18 protein-coding genes and 1 pseudogene are annotated in these 18,684 nt (G+C 69.6%); 11 read left to right on the top strand and 8 right to left on the bottom strand.

Annotation, left to right across the window (positions count from 1 at the left end; genetic code table 11):
• Positions 1–126: 126 nt before the first annotated feature.
• Positions 127–576 (top strand): NUDIX hydrolase, encoded by a 450-nt coding sequence (locus tag OG735_RS17730; RefSeq protein WP_327324156.1) that lies wholly within the window; start codon positions 127–129, stop codon positions 574–576.
• Between the two features lie 92 nt (positions 577–668).
• Here OG735_RS17730 and OG735_RS17725 read toward each other — a convergent pair whose 3' ends face one another.
• Complete coding sequence (locus tag OG735_RS17725) at positions 669–4,007, bottom strand: S41 family peptidase (RefSeq protein WP_327324155.1); 3,339 nt, start codon at positions 4,005–4,007, stop codon at positions 669–671.
• A 168-nt stretch (positions 4,008–4,175) separates the two neighbouring features.
• On the opposite strand from OG735_RS17725, the gene OG735_RS17720 reads away from it, so the two are divergent.
• Both OG735_RS17720 and OG735_RS17715 read left to right on the top strand, forming a co-directional pair.
• Positions 4,176–4,748, top strand: coding sequence for a TetR/AcrR family transcriptional regulator (locus OG735_RS17720; RefSeq protein WP_327324154.1), 573 nt, complete (start codon positions 4,176–4,178; stop codon positions 4,746–4,748).
• A gap of 132 nt (positions 4,749–4,880) precedes the next feature.
• The gene (locus OG735_RS17715; RefSeq protein WP_327324153.1) at positions 4,881–7,046 is read left to right on the top strand and encodes an MMPL family transporter; all 2,166 of its coding nucleotides are present in this window, start codon (positions 4,881–4,883) and stop codon (positions 7,044–7,046) included.
• A gap of 119 nt (positions 7,047–7,165) precedes the next feature.
• On the opposite strand, the gene OG735_RS17710 is transcribed toward OG735_RS17715, so the two are convergent.
• A complete protein-coding gene (locus tag OG735_RS17710; protein WP_327324151.1) occupies positions 7,166–7,513 on the bottom strand; it encodes an SsgA family sporulation/cell division regulator in 348 nt (115 codons plus the stop codon).
• 155 nt (positions 7,514–7,668) lie between these two features.
• Here OG735_RS17710 and OG735_RS17705 point away from each other — a divergent pair, with 155 nt between their 5' ends.
• The 7 genes from OG735_RS17705 to OG735_RS17675 all read left to right on the top strand — a co-directional run bounded on the left by OG735_RS17705 (position 7,669) and on the right by OG735_RS17675 (position 13,375).
• The gene (locus OG735_RS17705; RefSeq protein ID WP_327324150.1) at positions 7,669–8,718 is read left to right on the top strand and encodes an energy-coupling factor ABC transporter permease; all 1,050 of its coding nucleotides are present in this window, start codon (positions 7,669–7,671) and stop codon (positions 8,716–8,718) included.
• A 1-nt stretch (position 8,719) separates the two neighbouring features.
• Positions 8,720–9,481 carry a cobalt ECF transporter T component CbiQ gene (cbiQ, locus tag OG735_RS17700; RefSeq protein ID WP_327324149.1) on the top strand — a complete coding sequence of 254 codons (762 nt, stop codon included), beginning with the start codon at positions 8,720–8,722 and terminating at the stop codon, positions 9,479–9,481.
• Positions 9,478–10,332: an energy-coupling factor ABC transporter ATP-binding protein gene (locus tag OG735_RS17695; protein WP_327324148.1), complete on the top strand. Its 855-nt coding sequence runs from the start codon at positions 9,478–9,480 to the stop codon at positions 10,330–10,332. Before cbiQ ends, OG735_RS17695 begins: the two co-directional genes overlap by 4 nt.
• Entirely contained in the window at positions 10,329–10,805 is a 477-nt protein-coding gene (locus tag OG735_RS17690; RefSeq protein WP_327324147.1) for a MarR family winged helix-turn-helix transcriptional regulator, read from the top strand. Before OG735_RS17695 ends, OG735_RS17690 begins: the two co-directional genes overlap by 4 nt.
• A gap of 108 nt (positions 10,806–10,913) precedes the next feature.
• Positions 10,914–11,318, top strand: a complete 405-nt coding sequence (locus OG735_RS17685) for an organic hydroperoxide resistance protein (protein ID WP_327328360.1) — start codon at positions 10,914–10,916, stop codon at positions 11,316–11,318.
• A gap of 87 nt (positions 11,319–11,405) precedes the next feature.
• The gene (locus OG735_RS17680) at positions 11,406–12,596 is read left to right on the top strand and encodes a serine hydrolase domain-containing protein (protein WP_327324146.1); all 1,191 of its coding nucleotides are present in this window, start codon (positions 11,406–11,408) and stop codon (positions 12,594–12,596) included.
• A gap of 8 nt (positions 12,597–12,604) precedes the next feature.
• On the top strand, positions 12,605–13,375 hold the full coding sequence (locus OG735_RS17675; RefSeq protein WP_327328359.1) for an SDR family NAD(P)-dependent oxidoreductase: 771 nt from the start codon (positions 12,605–12,607) through the stop codon (positions 13,373–13,375).
• A 61-nt stretch (positions 13,376–13,436) separates the two neighbouring features.
• Here the strand turns inward: OG735_RS17675 and OG735_RS17670 are convergent, their stop codons facing one another.
• The 5 genes and pseudogenes from OG735_RS17670 to OG735_RS17650 all read right to left on the bottom strand — a co-directional run bounded on the left by OG735_RS17670 (position 13,437) and on the right by OG735_RS17650 (position 16,143).
• Positions 13,437–13,871: a VOC family protein gene (locus tag OG735_RS17670; RefSeq protein WP_327324145.1), complete on the bottom strand. Its 435-nt coding sequence runs from the start codon at positions 13,869–13,871 to the stop codon at positions 13,437–13,439.
• 20 nt (positions 13,872–13,891) lie between these two features.
• Positions 13,892–14,665, bottom strand: a complete 774-nt coding sequence (locus OG735_RS17665) for a DUF817 domain-containing protein (protein ID WP_327328358.1) — start codon at positions 14,663–14,665, stop codon at positions 13,892–13,894.
• Positions 14,666–14,698: 33 nt separating this feature from the next.
• A pseudogene (locus OG735_RS17660) lies at positions 14,699–14,821 on the bottom strand (EamA family transporter); the annotation flags it as partial.
• Between the two features lie 104 nt (positions 14,822–14,925).
• Entirely contained in the window at positions 14,926–15,396 is a 471-nt protein-coding gene (locus tag OG735_RS17655) for an NUDIX domain-containing protein (RefSeq protein WP_327324144.1), read from the bottom strand.
• Between the two features lie 3 nt (positions 15,397–15,399).
• Complete coding sequence (locus OG735_RS17650) at positions 15,400–16,143, bottom strand: XRE family transcriptional regulator (protein ID WP_327324143.1); 744 nt, start codon at positions 16,141–16,143, stop codon at positions 15,400–15,402.
• A 384-nt stretch (positions 16,144–16,527) separates the two neighbouring features.
• Here OG735_RS17650 and OG735_RS41955 point away from each other — a divergent pair, with 384 nt between their 5' ends.
• Positions 16,528–16,773 carry a DUF7848 domain-containing protein gene (locus OG735_RS41955; protein ID WP_442812445.1) on the top strand — a complete coding sequence of 82 codons (246 nt, stop codon included), beginning with the start codon at positions 16,528–16,530 and terminating at the stop codon, positions 16,771–16,773.
• Between the two features lie 1,056 nt (positions 16,774–17,829).
• On the opposite strand, the gene OG735_RS17640 is transcribed toward OG735_RS41955, so the two are convergent.
• Positions 17,830–18,606, bottom strand: coding sequence for a GntR family transcriptional regulator (locus OG735_RS17640; protein ID WP_327324141.1), 777 nt, complete (start codon positions 18,604–18,606; stop codon positions 17,830–17,832).
• Between the last annotated feature and the right edge of the window lie 78 nt (positions 18,607–18,684).

Raw genomic sequence — 18,684 nt, 5'->3', positions numbered from 1 at the left:
CTGTCCCCGCCCGCCCTTGAGTTGGGGAACGGGGTCACCCCCATGCCTCGGTGGGGGTGGCAGCCTGTCGTCATGAACGTGCCGTTCGCGGCGATGGTGCGCTAGTGACCGATACTCTCGCCAGGCATGAGCGACGACATCCAAGCCCGCGGGCCCGTCCGCGACGCCTCCGTTGTGGTGGCCCGCGACGCCGACGGCATGGTGGCCGTGCTGAGTGCTGACTTCCCCCGCCACGGCGGCGAGTACCTGTTCCTGCCGGGCGGTCGGAGAGAAGACGGCGAGACAGCCGAGCAGTGTGCGCGCCGCGAGTTGCGGGAGGAGGCGGGCATCACCGCTGGGACATGGCGGCCGCTCGGCTCGTACGCCATCACCCTCGACTCGACGGCGCGTGTGCACCTCTTCGAGGCCCAGCATCTGACGTGCGGGCTACAGGAACTCACCGCGACCGAGGATGACTTCAAGCTCTCCTGGTGGCTCATGCCTGACGCGATCGACGCGGCGTCGCAGGGCCGCTTCCTCCTCCAGGCCGGGCCGCTTGCCTTGCTTCTCGCCGACAGGTCGTCTCAGGGTCAGTGACTCCCGCCCTCAGTCCGCGACGGCTCCAGCATCGAGGGCGGTGCGCGGCGCAGTTGCGGTGAGCGGCACGTACCCCACGGCTCAACGTTCCCTCACGCCCCCCGCGGCGGGAGCTTCGGGCGGCGCAGGTCCGGGGCGTTCTCGTAGCCGGGAGGCTCCGCCGGGGGGTGTGTCTTCAGCAGGTCCAGGCAGAGGCCGATCGCGTCGTCCATCTGGGCATGGCGGCCCTCCGCCCAGTCCAGCGGAGTGCGCAGCGCGTCCAGGTCCGGCTCCACGCCGTGGTTCTCGATCGACCAGTCGTACTCGTTGAACCAGGCCGCGTTCATCGGGACCGTGATCACCGTGCCGTCCACCAGGCGGTGGCGGCCCGTCATGCCGACCACCCCGCCCCAGGTCCGGCTGCCCACCACCGGGCCCAGGCCCAGGAGTTTGAACGCCGCCGTGATCATGTCGCCGTCCGAGGACGTCGCCTCGTCCGCCAGCGCGACGATCGGACCGCGCGGCGCATTGGAGGCGTACGAGACGGGCTGGGCGTTGCGCGTCAGGTCCCAGCCCACGATCTTCCTGGTCAGCTTCTCCACCACCAGTTCGCTGATGTGGCCGCCGGCATTGCCCCGTACATCCACGATCAGTGCCGGCCGGGACACCTCGAGGCGCAGATCGCGGTTGAACTGCGCCCAGCCCGAGCCGCCCATGTCCGGGATATGCAGGTAGCCGCATTTGCCGCCGCTCAACTCCCGCACGACCTCACGGCGTTTGGCCACCCAGTCCTGGTACCGCAGTGGCCGCTCGTCCACCAGCGGGATCACCGCCACCCGGCGCGAAGGCCCCTCGCCCTCCGGCGGCTGGAAGGTCAGCTCGACCGTCGTGCCGCCCGCCGCCGCGAGCATCGGGTACGGACCGGTCACCGGATTCACCGGGCGGCCGTCGACATGCGTGAGGGTCGCGCCCTCGCGGATACCCGTACCGGCCAGCGGCGAGCGCGCCTTGGAGTCCGACGATTCGCCGGGCAGGATCCGGGCGAGGATCCAACTCCCGTCCCGGCAGACCAGATTCACGCCCAGCAGACCTATCGGCCGCTGGTAGTGCGGCGGCCCCTCGTTCCGCCGGGCCGGCGTGACGTACGCATGGGACGTACCCAGCTCGCCGAGCACCTCGCGCAGCAGATCCGCGAACTCGTCGGGCGAGGCGACCCGTTCGACCAGCGGACGGTACTGCTCCAGCACCGCGTCCCAGTCGATGCCGCACATCCCCGGCTCCCAGAAGTACGCGCGGATGATGCGGCCCGCCTCGCCGTACGCCTGGCGCCATTCGGACGGCGGATCGACATCGTGCAGGATCCGGCGCAGGTCCAGATAGACCGTCGAGTCGCTGTCGCCCGGCTCCGTGGCCGGGACGGCCCGCAGCTCACTTTCGTCCACGACCACCAGCCTGCTGCCGTCGCCGCTCACCGCGAACCAGTCGAGATGGTCGACCAGTTCGGTCTTGCGGGCCTTGAAGATGTCGAAGTGCTCGAGCGTGGGACGTCCGGAGGTGTCCGCCGGATTGGCGAAGGTCTCGCCGAGCGCGCCCGAGATCGGCCAGCGCAGCCAGACAAGTCCGCCACCGCTGACCGGATGGAGCGCGGAGTACTTGGAGGCCGTCACGGGGAAGGGCGTCACCCGGCTCTCCAGGCCCTCGATCTCGACCATCACCGCCGTACTGTCCTCGGAGTCGACCAGCGGGTCGAGTCCGCCGGCCGCGGGCCGTCCGTCCGGCGACAGCGCGAACGGCGACGGCGTCGCGGAGGACAGCGGTACGAGATAGGGGCGGCAGCCCAGCGGGAAGGACAGGTCCCCGGTGTGCACGTCGTACACCGGGTCGAAGCCCCGCCAGGAGAGGAAGGCGAGATAGCGGCCGTCCCTGGTGAAGACCGGATTCTCGTCCTCGAAGCGGCCGTTGGTGACGTCGACGATCGTACGGTCGGTGATCCGGGCCATCTTGATCTGCCGCAGCGAGCGGCCGATGCCCGGGTGAGACCAGGTCAGCCACGCACCGTCCGGTGAGAACGACAGGTCCCGCACCGGCCCGTTGGTGGAGTGGATCAGTTCCGTCACCGCTCCGCCCCCGGAGCTCTCGGCCGGGGAGGTCTCTCCGGAGCCCTCGGCAGGGGAGGTGTCCCCGGAGCCTTCGGCCGCGGAGGTGCCCCCGGACTCCTCCGTGGCGTCGATCAGCAGCAGCCGCCCGTCGTGGGAGGCGATCGCGATCCGCTCACCGAGGGGGTCCGACACCAGCTCATGGACTCGGCCCAACTCGCCGGAGGCCAGCCGCCGCGGCTCCCGGCCCCCGCTCGCCCGTGGCAGATACGAGATCTCGATGGCGTCGGCACCGTCCGCGTCCGTGACATAGGCGACCTGGCCCGCGCTGCCGAGCATCTCCGGCATCCGTACCCGTACGCCTGGGGTGTCCGCGATCGTGCGGGCGGGACCGTCGCGGTGCGTGAGCCAGTACAGGCTGCCGCGTACGTTGACGGCGCTGGCCCGTCCCGTCTCGTCGACCGAGATCGCGTCGGCGTGGCTGGCGGCCGGCACTTGGTAGCTGCGGCGTCCGGCGCGCGGGCCGCCGAGCCGTACCTCCAGCTTGCGCGGCACCGCGCCCGGGTCCGTCAGATCGTCGGCGATCCACAGGTCGCCCGCGCACTGGTAGACGACTCTGCGACCGTCGCTCGAGGCGTGCCGCGCATAGAAGGCGTCATGGTCGGTGTGGCGCACGAGATCGGATCCGTCGGGCAGGCAGGAGTAGAGATTGCCGACTCCTTCGTGGTCGGAGAGGAAAGCGATCCGCCCCGAGACGAACATCGGACAGTCCAGATGGCCGTTGAGGTCGGCGAGCAGCCGCTTGCCGTGCAGCCACAGTCGGCCCGTCGCTCCGCCCCGGTACCGCTTCCAGGCGGCCGGTTCGTGCGGCGGCTTGCCGGTGAGGAGCAGCGAGCGGTGCTCTTCCTCGATGTCCGCGACCTGGAGGTCGGAGACCGGGCCCCAGGGCAGCCGTCGGCCGGGGGAGCCGTCGGTGGCCACCTTGTAGGCCCAGGAGAAGTAGGAGAAGGGCTGGCTGTGCGAGGAGACGGCCAGGATGTTGCCGTCCGGGTCCCAGCCGCAGACCCGGGTGTCGGCGGAGCCCCAGTAGGTCAGCCGGCTGGCCGGTCCGCCGGCGACCGGTGCGAGATGGATCTCCGGGTCGAGGCTGCGCCAGGTCGTGTACGCGATATGGCGGCCGTCCGGGGAGAAGCGCGGATGACCGACTCTGGTCCGGTCGACGGTGAGCCGCCAGGCCCGTTCCGGCCGGTGCCCCTCCGGCACCAGGGGCGCGACCCAGAGATCGTCCTCGGCGGCGAAGCACAGCAAGTCGTCGTGCAGATGCGGGAAACGGAGATACGCGACGTCGTCACTCACCCTTCAATGCTTTCCGTGCCGGGTGGGTGCGGCAACTCGTGGGAGGGGGTGAACCCTCTTCGGATTCGTGACCGACACCACATGCGAAACGATTTCGTTTCGCTGAGGGGCTTGGCTATCGTGGAGCTGTACGAAACCGTTTCGTTCGCGTGTGACAGGAGGTCGGCCATGACGCGCACCCGGCTCACGCCTGAGCGCGAGGCGGAGCTGTACGAAGCCGTCCTCGACCTGTTGCGCGAAGTCGGCTACGACGCCCTGACGATGGACGCCGTCGCCGCCAGGACCCGGTCCAGCAAGGCCACGCTCTACCGCCAGTGGCGGAGCAAGCCGGAGCTGGTGGCCAGGGCCCTGCGGCACAACAAGCCGGTGAGCGTCGCCGATATCGACACCGGCACCCTGCGGGGTGACTTCCAGGCAATGCTCGACCGCACCGACGACTGTCAGATGGAGAAGGACTCCGCGCTGATGCGGGGTCTGGCCCAGGCCATCCATGGAAACCCCGATCTCCACCAGGCCCTGCGGGAACTGCTGATCGAGCCCGAGATCACCGGACTCGACACGCTGTTGCGGCGGGCCGTGGAAAGGGGCGAGGTCAGGGTGGACAATCCCGCACTCGACTTCGTCCCGCACATGCTGGTCGGCGCTTTCGTCGCCCGGCAGCTGATCGAGGACCGGACCCCCGACCGGACCTTCCTCACCGACTACCTCGACGCCGTGTTCTTCCCCGCCCTCGGCGTCTGACCCACAGACCTCCCCGAACCACCGGCTCCACCCTCCCCGCACCACCAGCTCCACCTTCCTGACGCGCGCCGCTCTCGTCGTCGGGCCGGCTCCCCATGCCCTGTTCACCCCACTCAACGGGAGTACGCCCTCGTGGCCACGTTTCTCTACAAACTCGGGCGGTCCGCCTTCCGGCGCCGCCGCCTCGTCGCCCTGTTGTGGGTGGCGCTGCTGGCACTCGCCGGGGTCGCCGCGGCCTCCGCGTCCACCGCCACCTCCTCGTCCTTCTCCATACCGGGCACGGAGGCGCAGAAGGCCTTCGACCTGCTGGAAAAGCGCTTCCCCGGGGCCAGCCCCGACGGCGCGACCGCCCGCGTCGTCTTCCAGGCGCCCGACGGCCGGAAGATGACCGAGCCGGCCAACAAGGCCGAGGTGAACAAGGCGGTCGCGGAGCTGAAGTCCGGCTCCGGCCAGATCGCCTCCGTCACCGACCCGTACAGCGTCAAGGCGGTCTCCAAGGACGGCAGGACGGCGTACGTGTCGGTCTCGTACAAGGTCAGCTCGATGGAGCTGACCAAGGAGACCCGTAAGGCGCTCGAGGAGACCGGCACCGAGGCGCGTGACGCCGGGCTGACGGTGGAGATCGGCGGCGACGCGCTGCAGGCCGTCCCGGAGACCGGGGCCGGCGAGATCATCGGCGTCGGCATCGCCGCGGTGGTGCTCGTGATCACCTTCGGCTCGCTGGTCGCCGCCGGACTTCCGCTGCTCACCGCGATCATCGGCGTCGGCATCGGGATCTCCACGATCACCGCGCTGGCGAACGTCCTGGACCTTGGCTCCACCACCTCCACGCTGGCGACGATGATCGGCCTCGCGGTCGGCATCGACTATGCGCTCTTCATCGTCTCCCGCTACCGCGCCGAGCTGGCCGAGGGCCGCGATCGCGAGGAGGCTGCAGGCAGGGCCGTCGGCACCGCGGGCTCCGCGGTCGTCTTCGCGGGCCTGACCGTGGTCATCGCGCTCGTCGGCCTCGCCGTCGTCAATATCCCGATGCTCAGCAAGATGGGCTTCGCCGCGGCCGGTACGGTCGTGATCGCGGTCCTCATCGCGCTCACCCTCATCCCGGCGCTGCTCGGCTTCGCGGGCAAGCGGGTACTCGGCCGCAAGGCGCGCAAGGGTCAGCCGGCCGGCGACAAGCCGAACATGGGCACCCGCTGGGCGCGCTTCGTGATCCGTCGGCCGGTCGCCGTGCTGCTGGTCGGTGTCGTGGGCCTCGGTGCCATGGCGGTACCGGCCGCGTCGCTGGAGATGGGTCTGCCGGACGACGGTGCGCAGCCGGTCAGCACCACCCAGCGCAAGGCGTACGACCTGCTGTCCGACGGCTTCGGTCCCGGCTTCAACGGTCCGCTGCTGGTGGTCGTCGACGGCGACAAGGCCGCGGCGGACCGTACGGTCAAGGAGATCAAGGGCCTCGACGGCGTCGTGGCCGTCACCCCGCCGGCGTTCAACAAGGCCGGCGACACCGCGATGGTCACGGTCGTACCGAAGGACCGGCCCTCCTCGGTCGAGACCGAGGACCTCGTCCACTCCATCCGGGCCGACAGCGGCGACGACGTGCTGGTCACCGGCGCCACCGCGATGAACATCGACTTCTCGCAGAAGATGAACGACGCGCTGGTGCCCTATCTCGCGCTCGTCGTCGGTCTCGCCTTCCTGCTGCTGATGGTGGTCTTCCGCTCGGTGCTGGTACCGCTGAAGGCGGCACTCGGCTTCCTGCTCTCCGTCGTCGCGGCGCTGGGCGCGGTCGTCGCCGTCTTCCAGTGGGGCTGGCTCGGCTCGCTCTTCGGCGTCGAGCAGACCGGCCCGATCATGTCGATGATGCCGATCTTCATGGTGGGCGTCGTCTTCGGTCTCGCCATGGACTACGAGGTCTTCCTGGTCACGCGGATGCGTGAGGCGTACGTCCACGGGGAGCGGCCCGGCGAGGCGATCGTCACCGGCTTCAAACACGGGGCCCGGGTGGTCACCGCAGCCGCGGTGATCATGATGGCGGTCTTCTCGGGCTTCATCGGTTCCAGCGAGCAGATGGTGAAGATGATCGGCTTCGGTCTGGCGATCGCGGTCCTCTTCGACGCCTTCGTGGTCCGGATGGCGATCGTGCCCGCGGTGCTCGCGCTGCTCGGCCACAAGGCGTGGTGGCTGCCGCGCTGGCTGGACCGGGTGCTGCCCAATGTGGACGTGGAGGGCGAGAAGCTGCACAAGGAACTCGCCGACAGTCCCGAGGACCCGGACGAGGAGCGCGCGTTGGCGCGCGTCTGATCAGGCTCTCTCAGAGAGCGCAAAGCCCCGGGGGCGCCGCTTGAGCGGAGCGTGCGTCCCCGGCAGCGCGTCGGCACCGTGGGGACGGGGGCCGCCGCGGAACCCGGTGGCCGTGCCCGTCATGCCGTGGTGGCGGGTGCGGCCACCGCGTATGTGTGCCGCAGAAAGCGGATCAGCGACGTGGTGTCGAACTGCACCACCGCTACACCGTCCGGGGTATGGAACTCCACTATCGTCTGGACCCGGCCGCAGGGCCAGACCTCGATGTCGCCGAGGCGGGCGGGTGAGCGGAGCCCCGTCTCCAGCAGTGCGCGGGGGAAGGTCCAGTCGCGGCCGCTGGGGAAGGCGAAAGACACCGCATCCGGGTTCTCCACAGGCTCGTAGCGCAGTGCGACGCGGACGGAGCGGAACTGCGGAGCATCGGTGACGATTCGGGCCCGTGCATGATCTTCGACGGCTGCGGTCATTGGCCGGCTCCTCACACTCGCCCGATATGCCCTCTAATGTCCCATATTTTGGGCCGAAGGCGCTAGTTCATTTGTGACAGACCCGCTCTTGCAACTGATGTGCAATAGGGCACTATCATTGAACAGTTATTCATCTGTCCGAAGCGGAGTCCTCCATGCATGTCCCCGACGGATTCATCAACGCACCTGTGTCGGTGGCCGCCGGAGTCGTTGCCGCCGGTGCCGTCGCCGTCAGCCTGCGCGGCGCCCGCCGTGAGCTGGACGAGGCAACCGCGCCGCTGGCCGGCCTGGTCGCCGCCTTCATCTTCGCCGTACAGATGCTGAACTTCCCCGTCGCGGCCGGCACCAGCGGACATCTGCTCGGCGGCGCGCTCGCGGCCATCCTGGTCGGTCCGTACACAGGTGTGCTCTGCATATCCGTCGTCCTGCTGATGCAGGGCATCCTCTTCGCGGACGGCGGCCTCACCGCGCTCGGCGTGAACATCACCGTCATGGGTGTGGTCACGGTCGTCGTCGCCTACGCGCTCTTCCGCGGCCTGGTCAAGGTGCTGCCGCGGAAGCGCGGCTCGGTCACCGTCGCCTCCTTCGCCGCCGCGCTGATCTCCGTACCGGCCGCGGCCTGCGTCTTCACCGCGATCTACGCGATCGGCGGGACCACCGACGTCCCCGTCGGCAAGGTGCTGACCGCGATGGTCGGCGTCCATGTCCTGATCGGCATCGGCGAGGCCGTGATCACCATGCTGACGGTCGGCGCCGTCGTCGCCGTACGCCCGGACCTGGTGTACGGAGCCCGGGGCCTGGCCGCTCCGCTGAAGCTGCGCGTCGGCGGCGAGCTGGTCGACGCCCCCGCCGCCCGGCCGGTCCCGGTGGCCGCCCGGTCGCCGCGCGCGGTCTGGGCGACCGGCCTGGTCACCGCCCTCGTCCTCGCGGGTTTTGTCTCCTTCTACGCCTCCGCCAGCCCCGACGGCCTGGAGAAGGTCGCCGCCGACAAGGGCATCGACAAGAACGTCGAGGAGCACGCCGCCAAGGACTCCCCGCTCGCCGACTACGGCGTCAAGGACATCACCGACGCCCGGATCTCGGGCGGCCTCGCGGGTGTGATCGGCGTCGGCGTCACGGTCGTCGCGGGCACCGGCATCTTCTGGTCCGTGCGCCGCCGCCGCACGACGGACGCCGCGCCCACCCACGTACCGGAATCGGTCTGACATGGGCGCGGGCCACACCCACAAGCTCTACCGGCACGGGCACTCTCCGGTCCACGACCTGCCTCCGCACTGCAAGCTCGCCGCCGTCTTCTGCTTCGTGCTGGTGGTGGTCTCCACGCCGCGCGAGGCGGTCTGGGCCTTCGGGCTGTACGCGGTGCTGCTCGCCGCGGTCGCGGTCCTGGCGCGCATCCCCGCCGGATTTCTGCTGCGTCGGCTGCTCATCGAGATCCCGTTCGTGGCCTTCGCGGTCCTCATGCCGTTCGTGGTGCCGGGCGAGCAGGTGTCCGTACTCGGCATCTCGCTGAGCGTCCCCGGCCTGTGGGGCGCCTGGAACGTCCTCGCCAAGGGCACGCTCGGCGTCGCCGCCTCCGTGATCCTGGCCTCGACGACCGAGCTGCGCTCCCTGCTGCTCGGCCTGCAGCGGCTCAAGCTGCCGCCGATGCTGGTCCAGATCGCCTCCTTCATGATCCGTTACGGCGATGTCATCACCGACGAGATGCGCCGTATGTCGATCGCGCGCAGGTCACGCGGGTTCGAGGCGCGCGGCGTGCGCCACTGGGGCGTCCTCGGCAAGTCCGCGGGCGCACTCTTCATCCGCTCCTACGAGCGCGGCGAGCGGGTCCATCTGGCGATGGTGAGCCGGGGATACGCCGGGACCATGCCGGTCATCGACGAGGTGACCGCGACCCGTGCGCAGTGGACCGGTGCCGCCGCACTCCCGCTGACCGCCCTCGCGGTCTGTCTGCTTGGCTGGACCCTATGACCGCGCCCTTGTCGTCCACGTCGTCCGCGTCCTCCGCGTCCTCCGCGCCGTCCGCGTCCTCCGCGCCGTCCGCGTCGTCCGCGTCCTCCGCGCCGTCCGCGTCGTCCTTGTCCTTGGAAGTCTCCGGCCTCGCCTACGCCTACCCCGACGGCCACCAGGCCCTGTTCGGCGTCGACCTCACGGTCGGACGCGGCGAGCGCGTCGCCCTGCTCGGCCCCAACGGCGCGGGCAAGACCACGCTCGTGCTGCATCTCAACGGCATCCTGGCGGGCGGCGTGGGCTCGGTGTCGGTCGCGGGCCTGCCGGTCGCCAAGGCGAACCTCGCCGAGATCCGCCGCCGGGTCGGCATCGTCTTCCAGGACCCGGACGACCAGCTGTTCATGCCGACGGTCCGCGAGGACGTGGCCTTCGGCCCCGCGGCGGCGGGTATGCGCGGTGCGGAGCTGGAGGCCCGGGTCGTCTCGGCCCTGACGCAGGTCGGCATGGCCCCGTTCGCGGACCGGCCGCCGCACCATCTCTCCTTCGGTCAGCGCCGCCGTGTCGCGGTCGCCACGGTGCTGGCGATGGAGCCGGAGATCCTGGTCCTCGACGAGCCGTCGTCCAACCTCGATCCGGCCTCGCGCCGCGAACTGGCCGACATTCTCCGGTCGTTGGACGTCACCGTACTGATGGTCACGCACGACCTTCCGTATGCGCTGGAGCTCTGCCCGCGCTCGGTGATCCTCAGCGAAGGCGTGATCGCGGCGGACGGACGTACGCAGGACCTGCTGGGCGACGAGGAGCTCATGCGGGCGCACCGCCTGGAGCTCCCGTTCGGTTTCGACCCGAAGTCCGTGACAATGGGCTCGTGAACGAGGAAACGAGCAGAACGGCGGCGGCATCGCTGCTCCTTGACGACCAGCTGTGCTTCGCGCTGTACGCGGCCCAGCGCGCGGTGACGGCCGTCTACCGACCGCTCCTCGACGAACTGGGCCTGACCTACCCGCAGTACCTGACGATGCTGGTGCTGTGGGAGCGGGGGGAGATCCCGGTCAAGGAGCTCGGTGCCGCGCTGCGGCTCGACTACGGCACTCTCTCGCCGCTGCTCAAGCGGCTGGAGGCGGCGGGTCTGGTGCGGCGTGAACGCTCGGCCGCCGACGAGCGTTCGGTACGGCTGGTGCTCACCGACCAGGGCGAGGCGCTGCGTTCACGCGCCGAGCGGGTGCCGGCCCGGCTGCTGCCGGCCACCGGTCTCGAGGCGTCGGAGATCGCGCGGTTGCGCGGTGAACTGCACGAGCTGACACGGCGGGTCGCGGTGGCGACGGATTCGGCTACCCCCGAGTAATACCGCGTCAATCCCCTTCGATACATTGTGCGCAATGTACTTATCGCTTTGCCATCAACTCGGGGACGCACAGTGAGCGACCGCGCCGACACCCGGCCGACAAAGATCATGTACGTGGCGGAGGCCACCGCGCACGGCGGCCGCGACGGCTATGTGACCAGCCATGACGGGCAGCTCGAGCTGCGCGTCGCGATGCCGCGGGCGCTCGGCGGCGACGGTCAGGGCACCAATCCGGAGCAGCTCTTCGCAGCCGGCTACAGCTCCTGTTTCCACAACGCACTCGTCCTGGTCGGCCGCAGGGCGGGCGTGGACCTGACCGGCTCGACGGTCGCCGCGAAGGTGGGGATCGGCCCCAACGAGGCGCAGGGGTACGGGCTCGCAGTCGCGCTCAATGTCTCGCTGCCGCTGGTCGACCAGGAGCTCGCCGCAGACCTGGTGACGGCGGCGCACCAGGTCTGCCCGTACTCCAACGCGACCCGCGGCAACATCGACGTCTCGATCATGCTGAGCTGACCTTGCCCGATCCGTGCTTGAGCCGACCGGTCCGTGCTGAGCCGACCCGCGAGTCGAGTGGTCCGGACCACCCTGCACCATGGGGGGATGAGCGGCAGCGGGAGAGCAGGCGCGGTGGACGTCCGGGGCACGGTGGCAGAAGGCTTCGAGCCGGTTCACGACGCCTTCATACGCAACTTCGAGCAGCGCGGCGAGCGTGGCGCGGCCGTCGCCGTCTACCGGGACGGGCGCAAGGTCGTCGATCTGTGGGCGGGCAGCCGCGACGTGGACGGTCATGCGCCGTGGGCCGTGGACACCGCACAGGTCGTCCGTTCCGCCACCAAGGGCGTCGCGGCAGCCGTGGTGCTCCTGCTCCACCAGCGCGGCCAGATCGACCTGGACGCCCCGGTCGGCACGTACTGGCCGGAGTTCAAGGCGGCCGGCAAGGAGCGCGTGGTCGTACGCCAGCTCCTCTCGCACCGCGCCGGGCTGCCCGTCCTCGACCGCCCGCTCACCCCGGCCGAGGCCGCGGACGGCGCGAGCGGCCCGGCCGCGCTCGCCGCACAGCGCCCCGCCTGGGAGCCCGGCACGGACCACGGCTACCACGCGCAGACCTACAGCTGGCTGCTCGGCGAACTGGTGCGCCGGGTCACCGGCAGGACCATCGGCCGCTGGGTCGCCGAGGAGATCGCCCGCCCGCTCGGCCTGGACTTCTGGATCGGGCTGCCGCAGGAGGAGGCCCACCGGGTCGGCCGGATCGGCGCCGTCGACGAGCCGCCCACGGCGGACGGCGGCGGCCTCAAACTGCGCCCCAAGCGCGCGGTCTCCGATGCCTACGCCAACCCTGAGTCGCTCAGCCGCCGCGCCTTCGGAGTGATCGACCCGCTTCCGGACGAGAACGACCCGCTGTACCGCGCCGCCGAACTCCCCGCATCCAACGGCATATCCACCGCCCGCGCGCTCGCCCGCTTCTACGCGGCGACGATCGGTGCGGTCGACGGCGGACCACGGCTCTTCGCCCCGGCCACCGTGACCCTCGCCCGCACCGAGGAGTCCGTCGGCCCGGACCGTGTTCTGGTCGTGGCCACCCGCTTCGGCCTCGGCTTCATGCTGCACGGCCCGGCCTGCCCCCTGCTCGGCCCCAGCTCCTTCGGCCACCCGGGGCGCGGTGGCTCGCTCGGCTTCGCCGACCCGGAGTCGGGCATCGCGCTCGGCTACGTAACCAACGGCATGCGCAAGGGAGTTACGGCCGATCCGCGGGCCCAGGCGCTGATCAGGGCGGTACGTTCAGCGCTATGAGCAGCGCTATGACACGTTTCGAGGGTTACGGCGTACTGATCACGGGCGCGGCGCGCGGTATCGGTGAGGCGACCGCCCGTCGGCTCGCCTCCGAAGGCGCCCGCGTCCTGGTCACCGACGTGGACGCGGAACACGCCGCGAAGACGGCCGGGTCCATCCCCGGGGCCGACTCCTTCAGCTGCGACGTGGGCGACCGTACGGCGGTCGAGGCGGCCGTCGCGTACGCCGTCGAACGCTTCGGCACCCTCGACGTCCTGGTCAACAACGCGTTCTCGTGCAGCCCCGACACTCCGCTCATCGAGGACCAGTCGGACGAGTCCTGGCACCGGGACCTGGACACCAGCCTGACCGGCGCCTTCCGGTGCGCCCGCGCCGCACTGCCCCATCTCGCCGCTGCGGGCGGCCGGGGCGCGATCGTCAACATCGGCTCCGTCAACAGCGAGCAGGACTTCGGCAACCACGCCTACAGCGCGGCCAAGGCGGGCCTCGCCTCACTGACCCGCACCCTGGCCGGCGACGCTGCCCCGCGCGGCGTACGCGTCAATCAGGTCAACCCGGGCACGGTCCGTACGCCTTCCTGGTCGGGCCGCGAGGCGAGCCTTGACGCGCTGAGCCGCATCTACCCGCTGGGACGGGTCGGAGAGCCGCAGGACATCGCGGCGGCGGTGGCGTTCCTGGCCTCGCGCGACGCGGCCTGGATCACGGGTACGACGCTGCGGGTGGACGGCGGACTGCTCGCGGTGAACACGTCGTTCGGGCAGATCATCGCGCGGGAATGAGCCGGTGGCCCTCCCGAGCCGGTCCTTCGGCGGTCCCTCGGCGGGTCCTTCGGCCGGATCCCTAGGCCCGGCCCGCGGCGACGCAGAACTCATTGCCCTCCGGATCGGCCATCATGATGTGGTGTCCGTCGACCTCCTCCCGGACCGTCCCGCCCGCCTTCACCAGCCGTTCGGACTCGGCCCGGATCCTGGCCCACCGCTCATCGGGACTGCCGTGGCCCGGCACCCGGATGTCGATATGGAGCCGGTTCTTCGCCGTCTTCGGCTCGGGGACCTTGAGGATGGAGAGCCGGGGGCCGACGCCGTCGGGATCGCACAGCCACGCCCCGTCGTCCTCGGAGTCGTCCTCCGGCAGGTCGAACTGCGCGAGCCACTCCTCGCGGGTCTTGAACGGAGCGGGCGGGGGCTCGTCCACATACCCCAGCGCCGGCTTCCAGAACTCCGCGAGCAGCTGCGCGACCGTGCAGTCGAGGGTCAAATCGATTCTGGCTGCCATGACTGGACCGTACTGCCCGCCTATGACAACCGGGGTGCAGCGCGGCGCTGCCCCGCCGCCAGCACGAAGGTGACGGTGATCAGCAGCGCCCATGCCCCGAACTTCGCCACGGACACCGGCTGCCAGCCGCTCAGCTGGTCCGGATAGGTCCAGGCGCCCGCGTACGTCGCGATGTTCTCCGCGACCCAGAGGAAGAACCCGATGAGAACGAACGACAGAGCGAGCGGCATACGGTGCTCCTGCGCCCCCACCCGGTAGTGCACCCAGGTCCCGGCGGTCGCCAACAGCAGCGTCGCGGCCAGTGCCCAGCGGAGGTCGGGCAGCCAGTGATGGCTGAAGAAGTTCAGATAGACGGCACCGGCGAGCACCGCCATGATCCGCGGCCGGTAGCCGTCCAGGCGCAGTCCGAACAAGTGCCAGGCGCGGCAGACATAACTGCCCACGGCCGCGTAGAGAAAGCCGCCGTACAGCGGCACACCCGCGACCTTCGTCAGTGCCTCCTCCGGATAACTCCACGACCCCATCCGCACCTTGACCAGTTCGAAGAGCAGCCCGATGAGATGGCAGCCTGTGATCACAGCCGTGTCGCGTGCACTGTCCCAGCCGAGCTTCCTGGCCGCCACCGCGAGCAGGATCCCGTAGATCAGCACGAGGTCGTAGCGCGCGACGGGCAGTGCGGGCAGTAGACCCGAGACGGCGATGCCGCCGACGAGCGCGACGGCGAAGGCGCAGCAGCGGGCCTGCAACAGGCCGAAGCGGAGCAGCTGACGTATTCGGTGCGTGATCGTCCCCATGCCGGGTGGGACGCCCACGGCACCCCTTGCGGTTCAGCCCGCCCGCAGCATCAGGCCGATGCCCACCACCATCAGTCCCGCCGCCGCGATCCTCGGCGCACCGAACCGTTCCTTGAAGAAGAGCGCTCCGATCGCCGCGCCCACGATGATCGATGTCAACTCTTGCTGAAGCAGTAATTAGCTGCCTGGTCAGAGCAAGGATGGTGAGAGGTCCGGGCGAGTGTCAGCCGGAGTGGCCAGTGGCTGTGGGCGACACGGTGCTAGCCGAGGTACGGCCGCTCGCGATGCTCCAGGAAATGCCGGATCCGGAGCCGCTGTGTGTGGTGCATGGGCAGCGTGTCCAGCTCGTTCGGCAGCACGAACCGTAGTTCCGTGGACTCGTCAGAGATAGTGAGTCGACCGCTGACAACGCGTGCTGTGAAACAGACATTGAATTGGCGGCGCACTTCGCCGTCTGTGTAGGCGATGACGTGGCGGGGGTCCGTGTACGTGCCGACAAGACCCGTGATCTCGACATTGAGGCCCGTCTCTTCCCTGACCTCCCGTACGGCTGCGCCTGGCAGTGAATCAGCCATGTCCATGCCCCCGCCAGGCAGTGCCCAGAGTTCGTTGTCACGGCGTCGCTGGAGGAGGATGCGGCCCGCTTCGTCGGTTACGACCGCGGACGCTGCCACGACCAAGCTGTTCGGCTTGGGGGCGTCGGGGTCGTCGAAGTATTCGGTCCGCGCCATGGGTCACTCTTCCTCTACGGGTTGGGCTGTCGACCAGACGGCATCGAAGCTAGCGGCGTACGTGTCGAAGATCCCGCCATCGCCGTTGCGGCGGAGATGCCATACGGGTGCCCCATATGCATTGACTCCCCACACATGGGCATTGACAAGTAGCTGATCATCCGCGCGATAGAGGGAGTTGTACAGGGTCGTGGAGTGGGTCCGGAGCTCGATACCTGGCACTCGGAGTAGGGGGCGGTAGTGCATGAGGGCGAGACGACAGCGGGACTCGATACCGTGGCCGAATTTCTCTTCCATGCCTCGCTGCCGGACGTTCTCGCTCTCGGCGTCACCGACAGCGATACGCACCGTGCAGCCCGCAGAGGCGCGTTCCCGCAGAAGGTCATTGAGTCGCGGGTACGCCTCGTGCAGAAAGACAGCGGCGTACACCAAAACGTCGATTTGCTGGGTTGCCTGCGCCAGCATGTCCGTGAACGCGGACACAGGTACGTTGGCGCGCTGTTCGTGAAGAGCCACCAGTTCTGGGCTGACGGCTCGGGCAGAGCGAGCCTGGCGCAGTGATGGCCATAGAGCGTGCACGTCTTCTCCTAACGTCTCAGCCGCAAGCATGGCCGTGCTTCGGCGCGGCGTCCGGCCGAGATTGACCCATCGTTCGACGGACTTGGGGTCTACCTCCGCCTTCGCTGCAAGGGTGGAGTACGTCCACCCTCCGGCTGCCATTGCGGCGCGTAGCCGCTCGTTCTGCATCGCAGTCTCTCCCCGGATGTTGGGACGGTGCTTCGGAGGACGGGCGAGGGCTGGGTCTGGTTGCTGCGTTGGCAGATCAGTGGGGCGTAAGCGAGCGGGGCGGGGTCGGCAAGTCGGTGTGGGCCGTCGTGACAGCTCCCGACAGAGGGGAGGCGTAGTGGCTCGGCTGGTGGCGTTGCGGGTACAGCGTGGGGACTGGGTCAGCGCCCATGGACGGTGGCGGGAGGTCAAATCCGTTCGATCGGACCGGTACGCCTCGGGCGGTCCTCAGGTCGTGTTGGTCTTCAGGTCCGGCCCTGCGCTGCGAGTGCATGCGGCTGATGTGTTGATGGTGGATCGCGGTGACCGGTCTGTGCCTGATGAGCGAAAGGCGGGGCGGCGCTGATGGGAGGACGGTCGGTCTGGCGGTTCGCTGACTGGGTGTTGCAGGTTGACACCTCGGGGAGTGGGCCGATCTTTGAGGCGGAGTGCACGACGTGCGGGGAGTCATCGGGAGCGGCTGACAGCAAGGATGAGCCCGAGGTGTGGTCCCTGCGGCATGCGGGCCGGTTTGGCCATACGGGATTCCGGGCCATGACGACGTCGTTTTTCCGAGCTACGCGGGCCGAGAGCGGCGGTGTACGCCGATGAGGCAGCGATTATTCGTCTTCGCGATCGTCGTCTTCTGGATCGTGGTCTATGTGCCGTTGGCGGTGCTCAGTGATTCGCGGGGCCTCTAACCTCCCGCTCCCATCGGCGGGTTGTGCGCCGAGCTGTACGTGAACCAACACATGGCGACCGTTTTCGGATCAGGGTCGCACATATCACCCATATTTGAACGCCGGACCACCCCTGAGCCTGGAAGCGATCGGGGTGGTCCGGCTAGGAATCCCGTGATCAGGACCCTGGTGCCGATGGTACCGGGGTCGTCGTCGTGCCCGTGCTCGATGAGCCCCTGATGGTCGGAGTCAAGCCAGCACGCGGGGAAGGGACTTGAGACAGATGCACGACCCAGAGGACGCGGGTTTCGAGAACGAGTCGTTCGACCCTGACGACGTGGTGTGGGTGCGTGGAGTGGACTACGTGGCGGGCTGGCGGGATGCGACTGACGCTGGTGGGGAGTTGGCGGCCGCGTTGGCGGCGGCTGGGTTCGACACGGCGGGACTCGAATGGAGAGCCAGGGCGAAAGTCGACGGGTCCGGTGCGGTGCGTCTTGTGCTGTCGGCAACAGCGGCTCGTGATGTGGCTGCTCTGGTGCAGGCGGTCGCGCGGGTTGGGCAAAGCGAGCTGAGGCGGGAGGCGGTCGGCGTGCGGTGTCCGATGGGGAACGTGGGCACGTCGCCGGCCGCAGAGACTTTGGGCGGGAGCTGCCATGGGGCGAGAGAGCAGGGGGCCTTACGCTGGCGCGGCGAATCGGGCAGGCACCTGCATGCCCGCGTTTCCGTCCGATGGGCCCCCTGCTCTTCGAGGCTCGCCCCATGGTGGCTGCCTAAAGTCTCGGAGGCCGTCGACCCCCAGCCACAACGCCCCAGCGATGACGGCGGGTCGGCCGCTCCGTCTGCCGCTGGGTCTCGCCTCGGTGCGGGCGGTTGCCGCCCGGCGGGACCGGCCGCCAGGCCGCAGCCCGGCGGGGGCGGCAGGGCCGCCCGGCGCGCCGTAGGCGCGCCCTTGAGGAAGTGAAGAGGGTTTGGACCGATCTCCGGCCTCTCAGCTGCGGACGGCGCTGAGCGCGCGGGGGCTGTCGGCGGTGATGCGGTAGGACACTCGGGCCTGAATGCCGCTGGCGCGCAGCTCTTCGAGGATCAGGGGCTCGTGGTCGGTGCCGTGGGTGACGCGCACGGTGTGGATGACCGGTGTGGCGTCGGGCAGCTCCAGGGCGCTGCGCTCGTCGGCCTGCGGCATGCGCGCTTGTACGGTCTCGGACCAGGTGAGTTTGTGCCCGGCTGCGGTGAGTGCCGTGTAGATGCCCCCAAGCGGGGCGTCCGGCTTTTCGGCGAGTAGCGGCGCCTCGTCGGCCGTGGCGAACGGGATCAGCAGGCGGTGCAGCGCGCGGGCTCCGCTCGTCGGATCGATCAGCACGCGGTCAACGCCGAAGAGTGCTTCGCCCTCGTCGAGCTTGAGGAGAGGGCCGGTCGCCTCCGTGGCCTTGGTGCGGTAGACGGTCGGCGCGTGCATCTCGCCCCAAGCAGGGCCGCCCGGTGTGAACGTCTTGCCGCTTCGGGCAATGGTCCGATCGATGACCAGGGGCGGCGTGAGCGTCCCCCTCACGAAGCTGCCTTTCCCGTGCCGGACTTCGATGAGCCCTTCCGAGCGCAGTGCCGCAATGGCGTTGCGGACGGTGGGGCGGCTGACTTCGTAGCGCTCGATGAGCTGCGCCTCCGAGGGGAGCGGGCTGCCGGGCGGGAACTCGCCGTCCGCGATGCCTTGCCTGATGGCGGCTGCGACCTGCTGGTACAGCGGTCCGGGGCGCTCGATGCCTGCCATGTCTGTGGCCTTCCGCGTGTGGACGGGGCGGGATGCGGGCGGATGACGCCCGTCGTGTTACGTCACTCGTCAGCATAA

Origin of the sequence: Streptomyces sp. NBC_01210 (assembly GCF_036010325.1) — a bacterium.
Classification (GTDB): domain Bacteria; phylum Actinomycetota; class Actinomycetes; order Streptomycetales; family Streptomycetaceae; genus Streptomyces.
This window is presented reverse-complemented; position numbering and strand designations above follow the sequence as displayed.